The organism is Haloferula luteola, assembly GCF_014201715.1.
Classification (GTDB): domain Bacteria; phylum Verrucomicrobiota; class Verrucomicrobiia; order Verrucomicrobiales; family Akkermansiaceae; genus Haloferula; species Haloferula luteola.
Genome location: NZ_JACHFD010000005.1, coordinates 138,613 through 159,745 on the forward strand (window position 1 = coordinate 138,613; position 21,133 = coordinate 159,745).

The following is a 21,133-nucleotide window of genomic DNA, read 5'->3' on the forward strand; positions in this document are numbered from 1 at the left end:
AATTTCTCCTAAGGAGAGCGACTTCTCCTTAGGCTTGGCGCCGTTCGCGGACGGCTTGGGCGAACACCTCAAGGATTTCCACAGTGTCGTCCCAGCCGATGCAGGCATCAGTGACGGATTGGCCGTAGGTCAGCGCGTCGAGCTGAGGCACCAGTTTCTGGTTTCCTTCGACTAGGTTTGATTCGACCATCACGGCTGCAATGGCGGAAGATCCTCGGGAGATCTGTCCGGCGAGGTCTTTCGCCACTAGCGGTTGGTTCCGATAATCCTTGCGGGAGTTCCCGTGGGAGCAATCGACCATCACATAGGGTGGCAGGCCCTGTCCGTTCAGCATTCCAAGCACTTGGTCGACATCCTTTTCTTCGTAGTTCGGGCCCGATTTCCCCCCGCGGAGGATGATGTGGCACGAGTCGTTTCCTGAAGTGGAGACGATAGCTGACACCCCTTGTTTGGTAACGGAAAGAAAATGGTGGGGTCGGGAAGCGGACTGAATGGCATCGAGGGCCAGCTGAATGGAGCCTCCGGTTCCATTCTTGAAGCCGACCGGCATGGATAGGCCAGAAGCGAGCTCGCGGTGGACTTGCGACTCCGTCGTCCGCGCACCAATCGCCCCCCAGGCGATCAAGTCTGCGATGTACTGCGGCGAAATCGTGTCGAGAAACTCAGTCCCGGCTGGGATTCCAAGCTTCGCCAAGTCGATCAAGAGACCGCGGGCCACACGAAGTCCGTGATTGATGTCGAAAGAGTCGTCGAGATGGGGATCATTGATCAGCCCCTTCCAGCCGACCGTGGTCCGCGGCTTCTCAAAGTAGACCCGCATGATGATCTGGAGGTCTTCCTTGTGCTGCTCCATCAATGGGAGCAGACGCTTTCCATAATCGATAGCGGCCTCGGGATCGTGGATGGAGCAAGGACCGATCACGACCAAGAGGCGGTCGTCGTGCCCTTTGAGGATGGCATCGGCCTCCGATCGGGCGGCGGCCACGATTTCTGAAATGTCCTCGGTGACAGGCAGGAAATAGTTCAGGACCGCCGGTGAAATCAAGGGGTTGAGTCCGGAAATGCGAAGGTCGTCGGTGCGGTGCTGCGTCACGCCCGGGAGAAAAGGAAACTCACAGGCGAGAAGCAAGTAGCAAGGCTGTCCGGTTTTCCGATCTTGTCAGACCCGTGAGCCGGGTGGCTACTGGGAACCCGATGCCGAAGGAACGAGTCGATTTGCTATTGGTCGCCCGTGGATTGTGTGAAACCCGCGAGCAGGCGAAGCGTCTGCTCCTCGCAGGGGAAGTTCGCAGTGGGGATCGCATCATCGACAAGGCGAGCACCAAATTGCCTGACGATGCCCCTCTGGAGCTTAAGGAAAAACTTCGCTACGTCGGACGGGGAGGATTGAAAATGGAGGGGGCTCTCGATGCTTTTGGGATGTCTCCTGAAGGCTTGGTCTGCTTGGACATTGGTGCCTCAACTGGGGGGTTCACAGATTGTCTCCTTCAGCGGGGCGCCTTGCGTGTCCACGCCGTCGATGTCGGGACCAACCAGCTCGCCTGGAAAATTCGCAGCGATCCACGCGTGGTGGTGAAGGAGAAATTCAATGCTCGTGGCTTGGTCGAGTCCGATTTGGGGGAGAAAGTGGCCTTGGTGGTCATGGATGTATCCTTCATTTCCCTCACCAAAATTCTACCCGCTGCCTTTGGGGTTCTCGCTGATGGGGGGTCGATCGTGTGTCTGATCAAGCCACAGTTTGAACTTGAGCGCGAAGACATTGGGAAAGGGGGAATCGTCCGGGATCCACAGCTCCATGAGCGGGCAGTGGAAAAGATCCGTGAGTTTGTCGCGGAGTCAGGGAGGGAATGGCGAGGCGTGATGGACTCACCGATCACTGGCACGGACGGCAATCGCGAGTTCCTCGCGTGGCTGCAGTAAAGCTGAGAAGGAGGAAGAGAATATCTCTCTGCTCGGGAAGGTCAGTAGGGGGTTATCCGTCACCTTTGTGATGGGTTTTGCCTTGCTTCCGAGTTCGAAAGAAAGGGAGTTTTTGCTCCCGGAACGCGCAAAAGGTTGCGATCGAAAGAAGGGTGATCGCTGAAATCATGGCCTGATCCGCTGGTCCGAGAGCAGGGGAAGTGGTGGTCAACGACACGGGAGATCCGAGTCGTGGGCTCAACCCGAAAAGGTAGTCATCTGTCGGGTAGAGGTAAGCCGTGTCGAAGTCCTTCCAGACTCCGTCGAGATGCAAGCCATCAAGGGGCCACCGGACTGGGACTTCGGTGTCGAGAGAGGACCAAGAAAGGATAGGTTCTCCGGTTGAGGATTCCTCAAGAATGAGGCAAACTTGGCGATGTGGAGTGGAATCATGTTCCAGATGGAGGGGGGAGGCCGTGGTTGAGGAAAGCGCTTGAGCCGAGGAGTCGGGTTGATGGACTCCGGGCGCGGGGTCAGGGAAAAGTCGACAGCTCCACTTTTGCCCGTTTCCGTAGTGAGAAGAGGCGAGGCTCCAACTCGCATCCGTGAGAGTTTCACTCTGCTCCAAGCGGTAGAAGACTCCTGGAACTGAGTAGACCGTGATCGCCTTCCACCACAAACCTGAAGAATCTTGTAGGGATTCCAGCTTCGATTCGGTGGGCCATTCTCTGGCGAAAAGTGGGGAGAGTGCCATTCCGAGAAATGAAAGTGAGGACACGGCGTTTTTGAGCCACCTTTGGGAAGTCGTTGGGAGTTTCATGGATGGAGGGGGAGAGGAATCGCCGGCTTTGGCGTTCGGCTTAGCCGGATGTTCCGATGGGAAGCGCAATGAAATTTCGCAACGAACACATCACGAGTGCTTAATGAAGGTGTTTTTGCCTGGGGGATGGATCTTCTCGAGGGATGGAGGGCCAACCGGGCGGCGGAATAAGACCTTCGGTTTCAAAAAACTTTGCGTGGGGTTGGGGGTATTTTTGATAAATGGTTAAGATTTTTTAATAAATCGAAACCACCACATCATGTGTCAAAATTGGAAAATGGATACCGTATATAGTGTTTTTCTCCAACAGAGCTTTTCCACGGGTAGACGTTCACTAAGCTGCCTCCTGCCCGGATTCCCTCCTGGGCGGAACCTCGAACCCACTCCTGTCTGAATGTATTTAAAATCGCTTGATATCCACGGCTTCAAGTCGTTCGCGGACAAGACGCGGCTGGAGTTTCACCAGGGGGTGACCGGCATTGTGGGCCCGAATGGATGTGGAAAGTCGAACGTCGTCGACGCCATCCGTTGGGTCCTCGGGGAGACCTCTGCCAAAGCCCTGCGTGGGGGAGAAATGGCAGACGTCATTTTCAATGGCACCGAACGGCGCAAGCCTCTGGGAATGGCTGAGGTGACCCTGACGATGGCCGACTGTGAAGGCTCCCTGGGAGTTGACTACAACGAGGTGGCCATCACCCGGCGAGTCTTCCGCGATGGCAAATCGGAGTACCGGATCAATGGCACTTTGTGCCGGCTGAAGGACATCCACGACCTCTTCATGGATACGGGGATCGGTCGGACGGCGTACTCGATCATGGCTCAGGGGCAGATCGATCAGATTCTCTCGTCGAAGCCCGAGGAACGTCGGGCGGTGTTCGAGGAGGCGGCAGGGATCACCAAGTACAAGCGGGAAAAGAAGGATGCGCTGAGAAAGTTGGACTACACGGAGGCCAATTTGTTGCGGGTGAGTGACGTGCTGGCGGAGCAGGAGCGACGGATGAATTCATTGAAGCGGCAGGTAGCGAAAGCCCGTCGTTATCAGACATTGGCCAACGATGTGCGGGTTTTGGACACGCATTTGGGGCACAAAAAGTTTGTGGAAATGAGTGCGGCGGCCGCGGAGTTGCGGACGTCGATTCGGTCCCTGGAGATCACGGAAGGGGACTTGGAGCGAAAGATGGCGCCCAAGGAGGAGGCCGTGGCAGGGGCCCGGGAAGCGGCGAGAAGTTTTGAGGGCTTATTGGCAGAGCGGAGACAGGAGCTCAACGAGCACCGCAATGCTTTGGCGAGTGCGGAAGGTCGCATTGCTTTCAACATGGAACGGCGCGCCGAGCTCGAAGGCCGGATCGAGCAGAACAAGGCGGAGATCGATGCAACGCAGGAAAAGCTCGCTCAGCAGGAGTTTGATGTGGTGGCGGCCAATGAGGCCTTGGAGGCGCTGGTGCGTCGGATTGCCGAGATGGAAATTTCGCTGTCTCAGCAGGAAGAGCAGACGGCTTCCGCGCGCGCTCGCCGGGAAACCTTAGAAGCTGCTCAACGGGAGTCGCGCTCCGAAGCCAATCGGACCCAGACGGTGATCGCCACGATGCAAGCGAAGATCGAAAGTTCGCTGGCTCAGCTGGAAACGAGCCGTGAGCGGTCCCGTCAGTTGGCGGATGAAGAGCAACGCCTCCACAACGAGCTGGAAGAGGCGATGATGCAGCGTGACCAGATCGTGCAGGAGCTCGATGAGCATGCGCGAAGGACGCAGGAGCTGGAGGAGAATTTGCAGCGGGCTGAGCGGCAATATCAGCACGTGAGAGGCGATCTGGATGCTGCTCGAACGGCGGCGGCAGAAGCCCACAAGGTGTTGGCGCAGCGATCTTCGCGCTTGGAGGTTTTGCGCCAACTGGTGGCGAGTGGTGAAGGTTTTGAGCAGGGCACCCGGAAGGTTCTGGAGGGACTTGGGGAACCGGAACGGTTCCGCTCGGGAGTCCATGGCGTGCTCGCGGGTTTCATTGAGGCGGAAAAGGAGTGTGCGCGGGCGCTGGAAGCGGCTTTGGGAGGGCATCTTCAGGCGGTTTTGGTCGAGGATGCCGCCTTGGCGGAGGCGGTGATTGCCCGGCTCACGGAAAAGAAGTTGGGTCAGGCAAAGATTCTCCCACGGGAGTTTGTGACGGCCTCGAATGGCACGCAGATCGAGACCATTCCAGGGGGCGCCATTGCGTGGGCACTCGACCGGGTCAAGATCGATGAGAAGGTCCGCAGCGTGGTCGAGCGCTTGTTGGAACGGGTGCTGATCGTGCCCGATTTGGCGACGGGCATGCGCCTGCGCAAAGATTTTCCAGATGTGTCGATGGCCACCCTCGCGGGGGAGTGGATCGGTGCTGAGGGAATTGTCTTCGGTGGAGCGGCGGGAGATGGAGCGGTATCGGTCCTGGAGAGGCAGAATGAGGTTCGCGAACTGGAGACCGAAGTGGCGGCGCTGACCGAGTCGGAAGCTCAGGCCAAAGCACGGGTGGAGCATTTGGAAGCGGAGTTGAGTCGGCTCCAGGAGGAGCATGAGGTGGCCCGGGACCGAGTGCAGCGGCACAAGGTGGAACTTTCGACTTTGGAGGGCCAGCGATCGCTGGCCGTGCGAGAGGTCGAAGCGGTGGAGACCAAGCTGGAGAACGTTCGTTGGGAGCGTGGAGATTTGGACCAGCGGGAAGCCGCGACGCAGGAAAACCGTGGGGCGATGGAGGCGGAGCTTTCCGCTGCGCGGGAGCGCCTGCACGCATGCGAGAGCGATCAATCCCGTCTCAACACGGAGTTGGAGGATTCCCGGCGGGATGAGGCGGAGTTGGCGGAGGCCCTCAACGAGGTCCGGACGTCGATCGCCGTGGAGCGCCGGGCGAAGGAAGCGCAAGAGGCTCAACAGCAGCCCATGGAAGCGCGGCTTGCGGAGTTGCGAGAGATTGCGGTGCGTCGCGAGACGGAGATCGGCGCCTTCATGCAGAGAATCGAAGCGGCGACCGGTGAAAATGCCGCTTTGGCTGAAGAGGTGGAGCAGCATCGCTGTGAGGCGGAAGATCTGGAGGTGGACATCCAGGAGCGGATGGGCCAGCGGAACGAGTTGATCGAATCGATCGAGATCGCCGAGCGGGAGCTGACTGAAGTCCGCAAGGGGCATGCTCGGGCTGCTGAGCAGCGAGGTCGCGAGGAAGTGGCTTTGACCAAGATCGAGCTGCGCCTCGAGAGCCTCGTCAATGCCATCTTGGAGCGTCACAATCTGGAGTTGGCTCACTTCGAACCGGACGCCCATGCCTTGCTTTCCTGCATTGCGACGCAGAAGTCGAATGGCCGTGGGCGGACGTCGGTGGTCGAATCTTCGGAAGACGGCGAGGACGGCGAAGACGCTGACGAGGTGGCAGTGACGGTGGTCGATGGCACCGCGGATGAGGTCGAACTTCCGCCACTGATGGAGGGCGAACCGGATTGGGATTTTGTGGAGTCCTGCGTCGGGGACTTGAAGCGGCGACTGGATTCGATGGGTCCGGTGAATCTGGATGCGATCGAAGAGTATGAGGAACTCGAAGCGCGTCACAATGATGTGAGGAGCAATTACGAGGATCTTGTGAGTTCGAAGGAGGAGTTGCTGCAGGTGATTGAGAAGATCAACGAGGAGACCAAACGTCGCTTCAGCGAAACCTTTGCCCAGGTGAAGACGAACTTCCGGGACATGTTCAAGGAGCTGTTTGGCGAGCAAGGCAAGGCGGATTTGCAGTTGGTGGACGAAGAGGATCCACTGGAATCCGGCATCGAGGTGATTGCCAAGCCGCCTGGTAAAAAGCTCCAGAGCATCACTTTGCTTTCGGGGGGAGAACGTTCCATGACGGCTGTGGCGCTGCTGTTTTCCATCTACATGATCAAGCCCAGCCCGTTCTGTGTGCTCGATGAGTTGGATGCACCGCTGGACGAGTCGAACATTGGGCGCTTCGTCAAGGTTTTGGACCGTTTCGTGAACAACTCGCAGTTCATCATCGTGACTCACTCGAAGCGCACGATGGGTCGCGCGGATGTGATGTATGGCGTGACGATGGAGGAATTCGGGGTGTCCAAGCCGGTGGGCATGCGCTTGACGACAGCGGACCAGCAAACTCCGAAGGGAGAGGCAAAGACCGCAGCTCAACGGGCGGCGCTGCGACTCGATGCCTGATTGAATTTCCTAGACAGGAGAGGGACGGGGGCGGTTGCGAAGACTCGAGTGAGTCCAGCAGCCGCCCCCACATCTTTCCCATACCGGGTGATGGGCCCCGTGGGGAAATGTTGGAAAGAAGGCGTTACAGGAAACTGCAGACGTAGTGGCAGGGCTCTCCCTCGACGGTGATGGTAAACCCACTCTTGCCAGGAACTTCGAAGGCCGAGCCTGCGGTGGTGGCGATTGAGCTTTCGGTGCCGTCAAGAACGTGGCTGCAAGATCCAGCAACGATGTCCATGCGTTCGGGGGCATCGGTACCGAAGTGATAGGAGCCGGGAAGAATCACACCGAGAGTCTTCTTTTCGCCGGAGGCGGTGAGGAGGGTGTGGGAGATCACTTTGCCATCGAAATAGACGTTGGCTTGGGCGAGAGCAGTGACATTGGGGAATTCCATGCGCCGTTCCCTACGCCTTCGGGATTCGCGGGTCAATGGGGCTGAGGAAGATGTCAGGGATTTGGAGGTGGGATTTCGAGAAATCGAGAGGAACGACCGCTTTCCAAGCGAAGGGTTCCCGCCCATGGTCGCACCGCCCATGGCTGTTCTCGATCCTACTGCACTTGGAAATCCGTCGGATAACGACGCGGTACTGGAGGCATTTCTCGAATACCTGCTCAGCGCGGGAATCGAGCCCTATGACCACCAGGAGAATGCGATTCTGGAACTGTTCGCCGGGAAGAACGTGATCTTGAACACGCCGACAGGGTCAGGGAAATCACTGGTAGCGATGGCGATGCAATTCCGTGCGATCTGCCTGGGTCGACGCTCGTACTACACGGTTCCGATCAAGGCATTGGCGAACGAGAAGTTCCTTTCCTTGTGTCGCACATTCGGGCCGGAGAGAGTCGGCATGATCACGGGGGATGCCACGGTCAATCCCTCGGCTCCGGTGATTTGCTGCACGGCGGAAATTCTCTCCAATTTGGCTCTGCGCGAGGGCTCGAGAGCCGAGGTGGATGATGTGATCATGGACGAGTTCCACTATTACTCGGACAAAGAGCGCGGCGTGGCGTGGCAGGTGCCTTTGCTGACCTTGCCACAGGCGACGTTCCTGCTGATGTCGGCGACCTTAGGCGATACTGGGTTTTTCGAGAAGGAGCTGACAGCCTTGAATGGGGCTCCAACGGCCCTGGTGAAGTCGGAAGAGCGACCGGTGCCACTTGAATTTGAATACAGCCTCACTCTGCTAGAAGAGCGAGTGGAGGAATTGGTGAACGCGAACCGAGCGCCGATTTATTTGGTTCATTTCACCCAGCGCAGTTGTGCGGAGACGGCGCAAAAGCTGATGAGCCGCAATTTCTGCTCGAAGGAGGAGAAGGCGCGGATTGCCGAACTTTTGGAAGATGCGGATTTCAAGAGCCCCTATGGTAAGGAGATCAAAAAGCTGCTGAGGCATGGCCTAGGCATTCACCACGCGGGCCTCTTGCCGAAGTATCGAGTCCTAGTGGAGCGATTGGCGCAGGAGGGGTTGCTGAAAGTGATTTGCGGAACCGACACACTGGGCGTGGGGGTGAATGTGCCGATCCGCACCGTCCTTTTCACCCAGCTATTCAAGTTCGGTGGTGATCGGACCAACACGCTGGCGGTGCGCGATTTCAAGCAGATATGCGGTCGGGCAGGGCGACGGGGGTTTGATGATATCGGGTATGTGGTGGCGCAGGCACCGGAATATGTCATCGAGAACAAAAAGGCTGAAGAGAAAGCCGCCGCCAAGGGAGGGAAGAGCAAGGCGATGAAAAAGCGGCCGCCGGAGAAGGGCTTCGTCAATTGGGATGACAAGACCTTCCAAAAACTGCAGGAGTCCCCTCCCGAACGCTTGCAGTCTCAATTTCGCATCAGTCACGGGATGTTGCTCAATGTACTTGGGCGTGAGAATGAAGATGGGTGTGAGGCGTTGAGAAGACTGATCCGCCAGTGCCATGAGACGCCCGCAGGGAAGAAAGCGCTCCGACGTCGGGGGTTTGAATTGTTCAAGGCGCTGGTTCACGGGGGCGTGTTGCGGATTTTGCCAAAGGAAGAGCGAACGGGGCCCGTAAAGGTAGTGCTGCAAGAGCAACTGCCCGAAGATTTTTCGATGCACCAGACTCTGGGGTTGTGGTTGTTGGATACGCTGCCTCAGCTGGATCCGGAAGATGGCAACTATGCTCTCCAGTTGTTGTCTTTGGTGGAGTCCATTCTTGAAGATCCGGCAGCGGTTTTGAAGAAGCAGGTCGACAAAGCCAAGGGAGAGCTGCTGGCGGAATTGAAGGCGGAAGGCTTGGAATACGAGGAGCGCATGGAGCGGTTGATGGAGGTCGAGCATCCCAAGCCGGGGAAGGAGTTCATCTACGCGACCTACAACGAATTTGTGCTCAAACATCCATGGGCAAAGGAGGCCGGAGTGCGGCCGAAGTCGGTCGCTCGGGAAATGGTGGAACGTTGGGAAAGCTTTGAAGATTACGTGAAGCGCTATGGTCTCGAGCGCAGCGAAGGTGTGCTATTGCGGTATCTTTCGGAGGTTTGGAAAGTGCTTGTGCAGACGATTCCACCCGCCCTCAAAACCGACGAATTGGACAAGGCTGAGGCGTTGTTGGAAGAGACCGTGAGAGGAGTGGATTCGAGTCTGATCGATGAATGGGAGAAGATGCGTGAGCTATCGTTAGCGGAGCAGGAATCATCTTGATGACACGGAAATCCACATTCATGGCTTGAAACATTCCCTTCATTCTCGGGGGCTTGACAGATTGAATCCCAGAAGGGCTTTTTGTCTGAGATGAACGGAATGAAGGGTCGATGGGCCACCGGAGGTGCCGTCTTGGCGATTTCAGGAGCATTGATTTCCTGTGAGGATGAGGAGTTGAAGAAGGCGCATCTTCAAACACAGCAGCAACTCCAAAAGATGGAGGAGAAGGTTGAAGCCTTGGAGGCGGATTTGAAGAAATCCGATGAGGTCGTGGATGCGGGAGAGAGGCGGCTGGCCGAGATCCAACAGCAGTTGGACTCCGCGCTACGCCAGAATGAAAGCTTGGTCAGCGAGAAGGAAGGTCTGGTGCGTCAACTGGAGGATGCTCAGGAGGATTTCCAAAAGCTTCGTCAAGACCAGTCGGATCAGGCTGCCTCCCTGTGGGCGTCGGCGGAAGGTGAGAAATTTGACCGGGTTCGCACTCAGGATGGGAAGAGCTTCGAGGAAGTAACGATTCGCGAAATTAGCCAAGCTGGGGTCAAAATTCGGCACCGGAATGGGTCGGCGACCTTAAGTTTTGACCAAGTTCCGACCGATTGGCTGAACCGATATGGTCTGAAAAATGCGGCTGTGGAGGCGAAGGCCAGCGAGGTGGCGGCCGCGGAGCCGACGACAGAAAGGTCCATGGAGGTGGGTGAGCATGGTTTGCCCAAAGCGGTGCTGAACTCGATGGTGATGATCGAGGGCGACCAAGGGAAGGGGAGTGGCTTCATTTGCCGGGTTGACGGAGGCTATTATGTTTACACGGCGGCCCATGTGTTGAGTGGCCAATCCCGCTTGGAAGTGAAGCTGGTGAGTGGTCAGGTGTTGCGGGAGTTCGCTTATTTGGAAGCATCGGAGAGTGCGGATTTGGTGCGTTTGCGGCTTTCGCATCCGGTGAATGATTTCCTCGAGGTTGCTAGCGGAAAGGGCGCGGAAGAGCCCGCGCTTGGGGTCAAGGTGGTAGCGATTGGAGATAGTGGGGGGCTTAGCACGGTAACCCGCCTGAATGGAAAGGTCGCAGGTGTGGGTACGGGCCAGCTGGAGATCGACAATCAGGTCATCCAAGGGAACAGCGGAGGGCCTGTTCTTCTGGAGAACTGCTGGAAAGTGGCCGGTTTGGTAACGCATGGCGTCCAGAACCGGGATGATGTCTTTTCCGCGGGGACTCGATTTGCCCAAGTTCGCCGGTTCGCCTGTCGTCTGGATCTCCCCCATCGGTGGCGGCAGCTATCCGTCTCTGATTTCCTGGGCGAGGCGAAACGGATCGATGAATTGGACCGGGTGACGCGACTGGTCTTTGCCCTTGCGGCGCTGACACCAACGCAGGCTGGCCTGCGTCTCGATACTCAAATGAAGGGCGGCATGACGGTCTTGAGCATCTTCGAAGAGAACAAGGAAATGCGAGTGGTTCGCCAACTGATGCAGATGAACCGTGAGCTGGCGGAGAAAAAGCTCCTGACCAGTGAGAAGGATCTGATCAAAAAATACCGGGAGATCTACTACAGTGCTCTAAACGGTTCCAAGGGCCAAGCGGACGAGTTCGCACCGGAGCGTTACAGCTACTATCACCGTGAGTCGGCGAAGGCGTCCAAGGAGTGGCGTTTGAAAGCGAATCAATTGCTCGCGGCCCAGGTCCGGAATCTCAATAGCTGAGACCTGGGACCTGCTGCAGAACGGGAGTCATCATGCCCTGAACCTACCGCGGTGGGTTCAGGGTGGATGGTTTCAGAGAATGCGCCCCCAGATCAACTTGAGGTAGCGTGACTCAGGGTAGTTGGAGAGTGTCGGATGATCTGGGCCGGCCCCCGTGCGATCAAAGATTTGTAGGCGCTTCTGTTCCTTGTGAACGGCGGTGGTCACGAGTTTTTCAAACTCGAACTCGTTGACCATGCCGGAGCAGGAACAGGTGACCAGAAGTCCCCCGGGTTTGACCAATTGGGCGGCGAGACGGTTGAGGTCATTGTATTTTCCTCGGCCCCGTTCGTCGTCGCGACCCGTGACGAACTTGGGTGGATCGGCGAGGACGATGTCCCACTGGCGGCCATTCTCCACCATGGTGCGTGCCCAGGTAAAGGCATCGGCGTGGGTGAACTTGATCCGAGCTTGGTTGAGATTGGCATTCCGTTTGGCCATGGCCACGGCTTTTTCGTCGAGGTCGACGGCCGTGACTTCGTCGGCTCCCGCCAGAGCGGCGTGAACACTGAACCCTCCGGTGTAGCAGCAAAGATCGAGCAGAGTTTTGCCTGCAGCGAGAGCTGCCAGCTTGCGGCGATTGTCGCGCTGGTCGCAGAAAAATCCCGTTTTATGACCCTCCGCGAAGTCGATTTCAAAAGTGACGCCATGTTCTCGGATTTTGACGCGACGCAGCTGGGTGGAGGAAAGGGGGTGGGGGTGTCCTGGGATGCGTTCGACCTGGGCGAGATGAGGATCGACCCGGATGTGAGCGGTGGTGGTGCCGAAAGCTTCGTGGAGGGCTGGGATCCACGTTTCGAGGCGCCGCCACGCGGCGAGAGTGGTGATCTCCACGGAGAGGATTTCGCCAAAGCGGTCGGCGACGAGTCCGGGAAGTTGATCGGCATCTCCATGGATGCAGCGGTAGGCATCGGTTTCCTCGTCGATATGGAAAAGTCCGCGTCGTAGATCGGCGGCTCGCTGGATGGCGCGAAGGAAGAAATCTTCGTCGATGGCTTCGGCGCCGTGTTTGACGATCCGCAAGGGCATGTTGGACCGAGGATTGTAGAAGCCCCAGCCAAAGGTGGCGCCATCTTTGTCGAGAACCTCAACGAGATCGCCGGATTTGGCGTCGCGCGAAGCATCGCCGATCATCTTGGGCCAGATGGACGGATGGTAGGAGAAGGTCTTGATCGAGACGGTGGGCACGTGGCGAAGCGTGATCGGGAGGAGCCTCGGTGCCGAGTGCGAAAGCGGAGATGGGTGGAAAAGGCTCTCAAAGCTATACTGGCGATCCGCTGATGGATTTGCAGGATGCGCGGTATGAAATCGAAGAAACCGGTCGGTTGCTGGGTGGTGGCAGGGCTTTCCGTCGCGCTCTTGGTGGCGTTGGTTGCCGGGACGATCTACGGGATGATGCGGATGGTGGAAAAGGGGACGCAGCGATTGGAGCAGGCGAAAGAGGCGGAGGCGAGCGAGGCTGAGCCTGAGAAGCTCGAGATTCCTGTCGATGCTGCGGGTGAGTTGCCGGATGGCCAGCCGTGGGAGTTGTCGCTGGAGAGCTATTTGCGGTTTTTGAATGATTCAACGCTAACCAGCTTGGCTCGCGATGCCTTCGAGGAATCGGCCAAGGGGGCACAAGTTGAGTGGCGAATGCAGATGGTGGATGTTTCGGAATCTCCCCAATCTCTGGTCGCGGGGATGATGGTGGACTATCTCCGTCTGCCGGATGAGGGTCAGCCGAGAACGACGGTTCATTGGGCGATCCCGGTGCTGTTCGATGTGGCCGAACGGGCTAAGTTGGTGAAGGTATCCCGCGGGGATTGGGTGCATTTTCGCGGAACGCTGCAGTATCGAGATCACAAGTGGGTGGTCGAGAGTGCCCGATTGGTATCCGACGACGAATGATCCGGGTTAAGCAAGGTGCTTCAGGGCACCTTGTGCGGCTTGGAAGCCGGTGGCGAAGCAGGCCTGGATCAGATAGCCTCCGGTGGGAGCTTCCCAATCGATCATTTCGCCCGCCACGAAGACTCCGGGCAGGCGGTGGAGCATGAGGTGATCGTCGATTTCCGTCCAAGCCACACCACCGGCCGACGAAATGGCTTCGGCGATGGGTCGTGGCCGAGTGAGGGAAATCGGAAGCGCTTTCGCGGTCTGGGCGAGATGCAGCACGGAGGAATAGGGTCCGTGAAGGCGGAGAAGCTCGGAGGCTTGAGGAGATAGTTTCCAACGCTGAGAGCCAGCTTCCAGAAAATCGCGGCGGACGCTCTCCATCTTTCTCACGAGGACTTCGAGCGGCACTTCGGGTTTGAGGTCGATGATCAGCCGGGGGAGTTCCATCGATCGGAGTGCGGGTCCGAGCTGATAGATGGCTCCTCCTTCGAGCCCATAGCGGGTGAGCATGAGTTCCCCTCGAACGTCCGTGGCACCCGCACGGGCTGCCAGGTTTTTGAGCGGAAGTCCTTCTAGTTGGGGAATGGAATCAGCGGGCCAATCGACTTCCCAGCCGCAATTGGCCGGCTCGAAGGGTGTCACGCGGACTCCGTGAGACTCCAGCATCGGAATCCAGTGGGCATCGGATCCAGTTCGGGGCCACGAGGCGCCTCCGAGGGCAAGGATGCAGGCGTTGAAGGCTTCGTGCGTTCCGTTTTCAAAATTCAATGTCGGGCCGGGGCCCAAGTGCGTGAGCCGATGATGAACGTTGAGGGAAACTTCGAGCTCACGAAGTCGAGCCAGCCAAGCACGGACGAGGGGTGCGGCCTTCATGAGCTTGGGATAGACTCGGCCTGTGCGCTGCTCGAAGGTTTCGATGCCAAGATCCGTGGCCCAATCGCGAAGTGAGGAGGGAGGGAACTGGGTGATCATTTTCCCGAAACCATCGGGAAGCTGGGGTCCCTGATAGCGGGTAATGAAGCGTTCGAGAGGCTCACCGTGGGTCAGGTTGAGCCCGCCATAGCCTGCCACAAGGAGTTTTCGAGCGACGCTACGGCTTGCATCGTAGACCGAGACCTTCGCCCCCTCTCGAGCGGCGGTTTCCGCTGCGAAAAGTCCTGCTGGCCCACCGCCTACGATGGCGATGCGGGGTGGGGAGCCGGCCATCAGGATCCTGAGCGAAGAGTGTCGAGCCAGCGGGCAATGTCCTGAATTACCTGATCCTTGTCCGTGTCGTACATGAGGAGGTGATGGGCCTCCGGATAGTAGCACTCCGTCAGGGGGGTGGCGGCGGGGATGTGATTGGCGAACGCTTGGACGTCTGCCTTGGTGGTGAAGAAATCCTTTCCACCGTGAAGAATGAGGGTGGGCTCGCGGAAGGCTTCAGCGTTCGCGGGCATTTCATCGATCAGGTCGCCCAGGGCCACCAGAAGCCGCAGCGTATTGGTCTCCAGATTCCATGAGTTCGTTTCGCTCTGTTCGGAATGGAAGCTGGTCTCGGTCATCTGAACATCCTGTCCCCCGGATAGGGTGTCCATGGAGATGCGAGCGGCTGGGGCGACGACGGAAAGCCCCCGGACGAGTTCTTTTTTCCAAGTCGGGAAATCGGAGCGGAGCGTGACCACGGGAGAGGAAAGGGCGAGGGCATCACAAGGTGGAGAATGCCCTGCTGCGATTTGGTCGTGATAGGTTTTGGAAAGAATCAGGCTGCCCATGCTTTCACCGAACCAGACAAGGGTGGCGTCGGGGTGGCGACTCTTGATGAGGCGGGTGAAAGTTAATAGGTCGTTGGACCAGTTGGCGGGGTCGTCGATGTCGCCACGGCGATCCTTTTTGGGATCTCGGCCTTGGCCGCGAACCTCGTAGGCATAGAGGGCCGTGGATGGCTGATGGCGCATCAGGTAGGAAGCCAGGTTCTCGTAATCGATGGAGGCACCACTGAAGCCATGAAGAGCAATCACGACGACATCGGGATTCGTTCCGTGACGCTGCCACTTGCGGTAGGAGAAGGTTTCTTCCTTCACCGCTTGCTTGGGATTGGCGGTTACCAATTGGTAGCTGGGGGCGCACGACGCCAGCAGCACGGCCAAGCCGATGAAGACGAGGGCTGCCAGGCGGTTGGGGAAAGAATGGGTTCCCATGGGGATCACGACGGGAGCTTCCCTTGAATTCGAAGCAAGGGCAATGCCTGGGTGCCAGAAATCCACGGAATGAGCATTAGCTTTTTGACACAAAGTAAAATTCTCGGTAGAAGGTCGAACGTATGAAATGGTTGTTACTGTGTGGATTGTCGGGTTGGGTTGCCGGAGCCGATTTGGTGCCTGGGGATGTCGTCACGCTCAAGTTGAGGGGTGTTCAGGGGGGAAGCGAAGAGGTGGACGGCGATTACACCGTGGATGAGCTGGGGATGATCCGGCTTCCGTTGTTGGAGAAACCGTTGGAGGCGGCGGCAAGGAGTCCGATCGCTTTTGCGAGGGCCGCTGAGTCGGCGTATCGAACAGCGGGGATTTATCAAAATCCAGCCATCGAGGCGGTGGCAAAGAAGGCGGTCGAGGCGGAAGGGGCGGTGCTCTCCGTGGGGGGGCACGTACGGCGTAGTTCGCAGGTGCCTTACCGTCAGGGAATGACGATGATTCAGGCGATCGATGCGGTGGGAGGGCGCACGGAATTTGCTAGTCGGAATGTGCTGTTGATCCGGGACGGGAAGCAATACTGCCTGGATTTTGAACAGCTGGCTCACAAGAACCTGAAGTTGCTGGCAGGAGATTCGCTTCAGGTGGAACAGAAACCGGCGTGGTTGGACCGGTGGAAGGGGACGAAAGAAGGGGTGGCGAAGCTATTGAAAGAGAAGGGGGACTGATCCAGTCGTCGGGAGGGGTGGGCGGAGCTGGGGGGACGGAGCCGACGTGTCGGCTCCGGGGAGCGTGATGGGGTGGGAGAGGGTGTGACGGGAAAGCGGTGACGTGTCACCGCAGTCCGAGAGGAAAGGGGGGGCGGAGCTGGGGAGGGCGGAGCCGACGTGTCGGCTCCGGGGAGAGTGATGGGGAGGGAGAAGGTGTGAGGGGAAAGCGGTGACGTGTCACCGCAGTCCGAAAGAGGAAAGGGGGGCGGAGCTGGGAGGGCGGAGCCGACGTGTCGGCTCCGGGGAGAGTGATGGGGTGGGAGAAGGTGTGAGGGGAAAGCGGTGACGTGTCACCGCAGTCCGAAAGAGGAAAGGGGGCGGGCTAGGGGAGATCGGGGAGGGACTCTAGGTCCAAGGTCTCGCCGATGGCTGGTAGGAGGAGCTCAACCCCTTTCTCTGCGAACGCGCCCTTGGCCGCTTCGTGGTCGATCCGAATGGGCGGAAATGTGTCGTAGTGGGTGCCGATGACTTTCTTCGCACCCACCCATTGAGCGGCGATCGCGGCATCTTCAGGACCCATGGTGAAGTTGTCGCCGATGCAGAGAGCGGCGAAAGCGAGGGAATGCAATTCGCCGATGGTCTTCATGTCCCGATGAAGCGCCGTATCCCCCGAGACATAGAATGTTCCCTCGGGGGTGGTGATGACGAAGCCTCCTGGATTTCCTCCGTAAGTGCCATCGGGCAAACTGGAGGAATGGATGGCGTTGACATACTGAACGCGACCAAAGGGGAAGGGGTGGCCGCCGCCATGATTCATTCCGTGACCGTTCTCGATGCCTTTGGCGGCAAACCATGTCACGATCTCAAAATTGGAGATCAGCGTGGCTCCCGTGCGTTTGAGGAGGGCTTCCGCGTCGGCGACGTGGTCGGCATGCCCATGGGTGAGCAAAATGAAATCGGTATCGATGGAGTCGATATCGATGCCGGATGCAGCCTCATTGGGCGTGATGAATGGATCGAAAAGGAGTCGAGTGCCGTCGTGGAGTTCGATGGCAAAGCAAGAGTGTCCGTAGTAGGTGAATTTCATGGCGGCGGAGTGAACTCATTCTTGAGCGCCTGGAAGCTGGAAGGGCATGCCAGCGGGGGCGGCTGGGGCGTCCTGGATCTTCTCCAGCTCGACCTCGAAAATGAGCACGGAGTTGGGGCCAATTTCTGCGCTGCGGCGCTGATCGCCATAGGCCAATTCGCTGGGAATGTAGAGACGCCATTTGGCTCCGATGGGCATGGCCTGGAGTGCTTCCTTGAAGCCATCAATGACCTGAAGGGTCATGGGCACGGATTCACCTTCGGGTGAGGCATCGAACTCGGTGCCGTCGATGAGAGTGCCACGGTAATTCACGAGGAATTCCTTATCGGGTTCGCCTTCCTTGGGCGCCTGATAGGTTTCTTCGCCTCCGGGTTCGAGAACCTGATATTGGAGACCGCTTTCGGTGGTTTTGATGCCATCTTTTTTGGCATTCTCAGCGAGGAAGGCTTTGCCCGTCTCCAGGTTTGAGGCCGCGACTTCTTTTTCGCGGCCTTGGAGTAGGTCGCCGAGGGCTTGCATGGCTGCCCCCAGTTTTTCTTCCGAGATCGCGGGGTCTTCTCCTTTGAATCCGGCAAGGAATCCGGCGAGGAAAGATTCGGTTTGCAGGTCATCGGGGGTGATGCCGAAGTTTCCGTAGCGTTGACCGAACTCACCGCCGGTTCGGTAGCCCAGGGCGTAGGAAGAGTCCGGCTTGACGGTAGCTGGATCCGCGGCAGGTGCTTCGACCGGTGGGGTCGGAGCTGTCTCCTGAGCGGCGACAGGAATCAGCGAGGCGAGGCCGAAGGCGAGAGTTCCGATGAGGAAAGGCTGGGTCATGTGCCGGGCAGGCTAGGTGAGCTTGGGTTTTTGTCGAATGGGGAATGCGCGGCGAATTCTGAAGGGATTACTTCCGGCGGCGTTTGTGGTTGAGCTTTTTGGGCCTTTTGGATGGCTTTCCGGCGGTCGACTTGGCGGGGTTCTTGGGCTTGCCTCTTTTTGGCGATTTCTCGGTGTGGGATTTTTCCGCGCGGGGAGATGTGAAGCCTTTGCCCGTGGAGCGGCGAGGACGGCGGGCATCTGAGGTGGTTTCGCCGGGGCCTTCTCCGACGATGCGGAAATCGACAAATTTGCGATCGCGATCGATCCGGGCGACTTCGAGCTGGACGCGTTGTCCCATGAGAAGTCGACGGCCATCGCGGGAAACGGCGCGGTCGAAGCGAGCCTCGATCGTCCATCCGGGCCCCAGGTCTTCGCGTTTGACTAGGCCGCGGGTGGAGATTCCCGTGGCTTCCACCATCAATCCCATCGGGCGGACCTCGGTGATGAGGCCCTCGAAGTGGACGGGTTCGGGGAGCTGAGTGGTGTGTTCGAGGTACTCGAGAAGTTTGAGGTTCTTCGATTCGTTTTCGGCATCGGCGGAGGCGCGCTCGGTATCGGAGATGTGGCGAGCCAGCTCGTGAAGTTCGGTTTGACGCGGGGTTTTGTCGGGTTGTTGCGGCGGGTTATCGAGAAAGGGTTGGAGAGAACGATGGACGACGAGGTCGGCGTATCGGCGGATCGGTGATGTGAAGTGGCAGTAGTCGGTCTTCGACAAACCGTAGTGTCCGAGGGGATCCGGCGAATAGGCGGCCCGTTTGAGAGACTTGAGCAAACCAATCTTGATGGCGTGTTCGTCGGGCTGACCTTTCGCTGCATCGAGAAGCTTCTGGATGTGATCTTTGTTGGTGAGGTCGCCGAAGCTGTAACCGAAAGCTTTGGCTGTTTCACCGTAGTCAAGGAGACGTCCGGAGTCCGGCTCTTCGTGGATTCGATAGATGGTCGGCTTCTGGCGAATTTTCAGGATGCGTGCGACCGATTCGTTGGCCGCGAGCATGCATTCCTCGATGAGTTGATGGCTTTCGGTGTGGATGACATTTTCGATCCGAGTTGCCTTGCCTTGGTCATCGAGACGGACCCGAATCTCGGGCATTTCAAGATCGAGTGCTCCTTCGGCGAAGCGGCGGGAGCGCATTTTTGAGGCCATGGCCCAAGCTTCGCGAACCATGGGGGCGAGGCCTTTGACGGAACCTTTCGGTGCCTTGCCTCCGTCTAAGATCGTCTGGGCTTGTTCGTAGGACAGCTTGGCTTGGGAATGGATGATGGCATTGCAAAAGCGGGAGCCGATGACCTTGCCTTGGCGATTGATCTCCAGAACGGCGCATTTGGTGAAGCGGTCGACATCGGGCTTGAGGGAGCAGAGACCGTTGGACAGTTCGACAGGCAACATCGGAATGACCCGATCGACAAGGTAGGTTGAGTTGCCGCGTTCAGCGGCTTCTTTGTCGAGCTCGGTACGAGGCTTCACGTAGTGGGAAACATCAGCGATGTGGACGGCGAGTTGCCAACCGTTCTCCGTTTTCTCGACCCAGATGGCATCGTCGTGGTCTTTCGCGTCGGCTGGATCGATCGTGATGACCAGACGATTGCGCCAATCTTCGCGATGGGTGGTTTCGGCAGGGTCGACCTCATCGCCGAAGGCCCGAGCCTCTGCGAGGACATCGTCAGGAAAGGATTGGCGGATGCCGTTTTTGTGAATGATCGCCAAGATATCGACGCCTGCGTCGTCAGGCCAGCCGAGGACTTCGATGATGCGGGCGTATGGGGTGTCGTTTTGCCATTGTTCGACTCGGGCAACCACCAGTTGCCCCGGCCGTGCGGTGGTATCGCCGATCAGTTCGACGTTGCCGTTGATGGCGGGGTCGTCGCATTCGATCCACCCCAGTTTGGCTTTTTGCCGGAAAATGCCGACGAGCTTACCGGAACGGCGGGTGAGGACTTTTTCGACGCGTGCTCGCCATTCGGGTTCGGTTTCAGGCTCAGGGGAGCGGCGCTGGCGTCGAAAATCGCGGGGGCTGATCTTGGGGCGGAGCACGGTAACCAGAACGCGGTCGCCATCGAGGGCGGTACCGGTATCTCTCCGGGGGACGTGAACTCGAGAAAGTTCTTCGAGGTCGTGTCCCGTGGCGAGGTTATCGGGATCGCCAGCGTCGGGGAAAAACCAGGCATGGCCTTTGGGTGTGAATTTGATGGAGCCGCGGAGCTGGTCAGGTTGGGCGCTAGAAAGTTCGTAGCGGCCTTTTTTGCCTGCGGCAATTTTCCCCTGATTTTCGAGTGCGGCGAGTTCCTTGCGAAGCAAAGGACGGGCGCTGGCGGGGAGTTCGAGGGCGCGGATCAGTTCCGACTTGTTCATCGGGCGGGCGCCGGGCGACCGCAGGATTTCAACAATGCGGTCGCGGAGTTGGGTACGAGACATGGATTCGTTAGGATAGGAGACTGCGGAATCCTGCGGCCGCAAGCACGGAATTGAGGTGCTGCATGCCCGGGACAGAGCAATCATGGGATCCTCCGTGGGCGGTTTCTTCCAAAAGAAGGCGGCGCCGTCGGGGAGATAACCGGGAAAAACCGGCCGGGTCCGGGGTCGGTAAAATTGAGCCGACGGCGGGAAGATGGCGATTTTTCAGCGAAATGCAAGGTTTCGTTCTCGCATGTCGAAGGTCATCGGTGGGCGCGGCCTTCGAGAGCGCGGATCAGCAATGGTCGCACTTGGTGAGAAATGGGGGAGAGTGTGAGGTGGATGCCCGCGGTGCGTTCGGAGTTGAAGTGGAGTGTCAAGTGATCCTCGTCTTCGATGTCGATGGCGATGATCTCGCTCCACGCGACCACTTGCATGCCGGAAGCGGGGCGGATGAGGGGAAAGATCTCGATCCCAATTGGGGTGAGGATGAGATAGGCGTGGCGGGCGCAGTGGAGTGCGAGACGGATCAGCCCGATGGCCAAGGCGCAAGGCAACGCGGCCCATGCTGGATGGGGGGAACCGCGGAAGATGGCGATCGCGACGAGAGTGACCGCGGAAGAAAGAGCGACGCCTGCCGCGAGAAAAAACACGGCGGCTTGGCGTGCGCGGGTAAATCGGAGCTCCTTGTGGGGTTCGGCGACGGACATG

General features: G+C 58.4%; 16 protein-coding genes. 6 read left to right on the forward strand and 10 right to left on the reverse strand.

Going from position 1 to position 21,133, the window contains the following annotated elements; all coding sequences use genetic code 11:
- Window positions 1–28 precede the first annotated feature (28 nt).
- The gene (locus tag HNR46_RS06720) at window positions 29–1,093 is read right to left on the reverse strand and encodes a 3-deoxy-7-phosphoheptulonate synthase (protein WP_184017084.1); all 1,065 of its coding nucleotides are present in this window, start codon (window positions 1,091–1,093) and stop codon (window positions 29–31) included.
- A 101-nt stretch (window positions 1,094–1,194) separates the two neighbouring features.
- On the opposite strand from HNR46_RS06720, the gene HNR46_RS06725 reads away from it, so the two are divergent.
- Window positions 1,195–1,920 (forward strand): TlyA family RNA methyltransferase, encoded by a 726-nt coding sequence (locus HNR46_RS06725; RefSeq protein WP_184017086.1) that lies wholly within the window; start codon window positions 1,195–1,197, stop codon window positions 1,918–1,920.
- Between the two features lie 52 nt (window positions 1,921–1,972).
- Here the strand turns inward: HNR46_RS06725 and HNR46_RS06730 are convergent, their stop codons facing one another.
- Entirely contained in the window at window positions 1,973–2,719 is a 747-nt protein-coding gene (locus HNR46_RS06730; protein WP_184017088.1) for a hypothetical protein, read from the reverse strand.
- A 394-nt stretch (window positions 2,720–3,113) separates the two neighbouring features.
- On the opposite strand from HNR46_RS06730, the gene smc reads away from it, so the two are divergent.
- Window positions 3,114–6,896, forward strand: a complete 3,783-nt coding sequence (smc, locus tag HNR46_RS06735; RefSeq protein ID WP_184017090.1) for a chromosome segregation protein SMC — start codon at window positions 3,114–3,116, stop codon at window positions 6,894–6,896.
- Window positions 6,897–7,020: 124 nt separating this feature from the next.
- Here the strand turns inward: smc and ppnP are convergent, their stop codons facing one another.
- Window positions 7,021–7,332, reverse strand: coding sequence for a pyrimidine/purine nucleoside phosphorylase (gene ppnP, locus HNR46_RS06740; RefSeq protein WP_184017092.1), 312 nt, complete (start codon window positions 7,330–7,332; stop codon window positions 7,021–7,023).
- Window positions 7,333–7,471: 139 nt separating this feature from the next.
- Between ppnP and HNR46_RS06745 the strand changes: the two genes are divergently transcribed.
- Window positions 7,472–9,598 (forward strand): DEAD/DEAH box helicase, encoded by a 2,127-nt coding sequence (locus HNR46_RS06745; RefSeq protein ID WP_184017094.1) that lies wholly within the window; start codon window positions 7,472–7,474, stop codon window positions 9,596–9,598.
- A 99-nt stretch (window positions 9,599–9,697) separates the two neighbouring features.
- Window positions 9,698–11,293 carry a trypsin-like peptidase domain-containing protein gene (locus HNR46_RS06750; RefSeq protein WP_184017096.1) on the forward strand — a complete coding sequence of 532 codons (1,596 nt, stop codon included), beginning with the start codon at window positions 9,698–9,700 and terminating at the stop codon, window positions 11,291–11,293.
- Between the two features lie 72 nt (window positions 11,294–11,365).
- Here HNR46_RS06750 and HNR46_RS06755 read toward each other — a convergent pair whose 3' ends face one another.
- On the reverse strand, window positions 11,366–12,520 hold the full coding sequence (locus HNR46_RS06755; RefSeq protein ID WP_184017098.1) for a class I SAM-dependent methyltransferase: 1,155 nt from the start codon (window positions 12,518–12,520) through the stop codon (window positions 11,366–11,368).
- A 114-nt stretch (window positions 12,521–12,634) separates the two neighbouring features.
- On the opposite strand from HNR46_RS06755, the gene HNR46_RS06760 reads away from it, so the two are divergent.
- Window positions 12,635–13,219 carry a hypothetical protein gene (locus HNR46_RS06760; protein ID WP_184017100.1) on the forward strand — a complete coding sequence of 195 codons (585 nt, stop codon included), beginning with the start codon at window positions 12,635–12,637 and terminating at the stop codon, window positions 13,217–13,219.
- A gap of 6 nt (window positions 13,220–13,225) precedes the next feature.
- On the opposite strand, the gene HNR46_RS06765 is transcribed toward HNR46_RS06760, so the two are convergent.
- Both HNR46_RS06765 and HNR46_RS06770 read right to left on the reverse strand, forming a co-directional pair.
- The gene (locus HNR46_RS06765) at window positions 13,226–14,410 is read right to left on the reverse strand and encodes a BaiN/RdsA family NAD(P)/FAD-dependent oxidoreductase (RefSeq protein ID WP_184017102.1); all 1,185 of its coding nucleotides are present in this window, start codon (window positions 14,408–14,410) and stop codon (window positions 13,226–13,228) included.
- Window positions 14,410–15,384 carry an alpha/beta fold hydrolase gene (locus tag HNR46_RS06770; protein ID WP_184017104.1) on the reverse strand — a complete coding sequence of 325 codons (975 nt, stop codon included), beginning with the start codon at window positions 15,382–15,384 and terminating at the stop codon, window positions 14,410–14,412. The genes HNR46_RS06765 and HNR46_RS06770 overlap by 1 nt, the downstream gene beginning before the upstream one ends.
- A 122-nt stretch (window positions 15,385–15,506) precedes the next feature.
- Here HNR46_RS06770 and HNR46_RS06775 point away from each other — a divergent pair, with 122 nt between their 5' ends.
- Complete coding sequence (locus HNR46_RS06775; protein WP_184017106.1) at window positions 15,507–16,103, forward strand: polysaccharide biosynthesis/export family protein; 597 nt, start codon at window positions 15,507–15,509, stop codon at window positions 16,101–16,103.
- A 364-nt stretch (window positions 16,104–16,467) separates the two neighbouring features.
- Here the strand turns inward: HNR46_RS06775 and HNR46_RS06780 are convergent, their stop codons facing one another.
- The 4 genes from HNR46_RS06780 to HNR46_RS06795 all read right to left on the reverse strand — a co-directional run bounded on the left by HNR46_RS06780 (window position 16,468) and on the right by HNR46_RS06795 (window position 21,132).
- Window positions 16,468–17,172, reverse strand: coding sequence for a metal-dependent hydrolase (locus tag HNR46_RS06780; protein ID WP_184017108.1), 705 nt, complete (start codon window positions 17,170–17,172; stop codon window positions 16,468–16,470).
- Between the two features lie 15 nt (window positions 17,173–17,187).
- Window positions 17,188–17,988 carry an FKBP-type peptidyl-prolyl cis-trans isomerase N-terminal domain-containing protein gene (locus HNR46_RS06785; protein ID WP_184017110.1) on the reverse strand — a complete coding sequence of 267 codons (801 nt, stop codon included), beginning with the start codon at window positions 17,986–17,988 and terminating at the stop codon, window positions 17,188–17,190.
- Window positions 17,989–18,055: 67 nt separating this feature from the next.
- Entirely contained in the window at window positions 18,056–20,443 is a 2,388-nt protein-coding gene (locus HNR46_RS06790) for a ribonuclease R family protein (RefSeq protein ID WP_184017112.1), read from the reverse strand.
- A gap of 242 nt (window positions 20,444–20,685) precedes the next feature.
- Window positions 20,686–21,132 carry a hypothetical protein gene (locus HNR46_RS06795; protein ID WP_184017114.1) on the reverse strand — a complete coding sequence of 149 codons (447 nt, stop codon included), beginning with the start codon at window positions 21,130–21,132 and terminating at the stop codon, window positions 20,686–20,688.
- Window position 21,133: the final 1 nt, after the last annotated feature.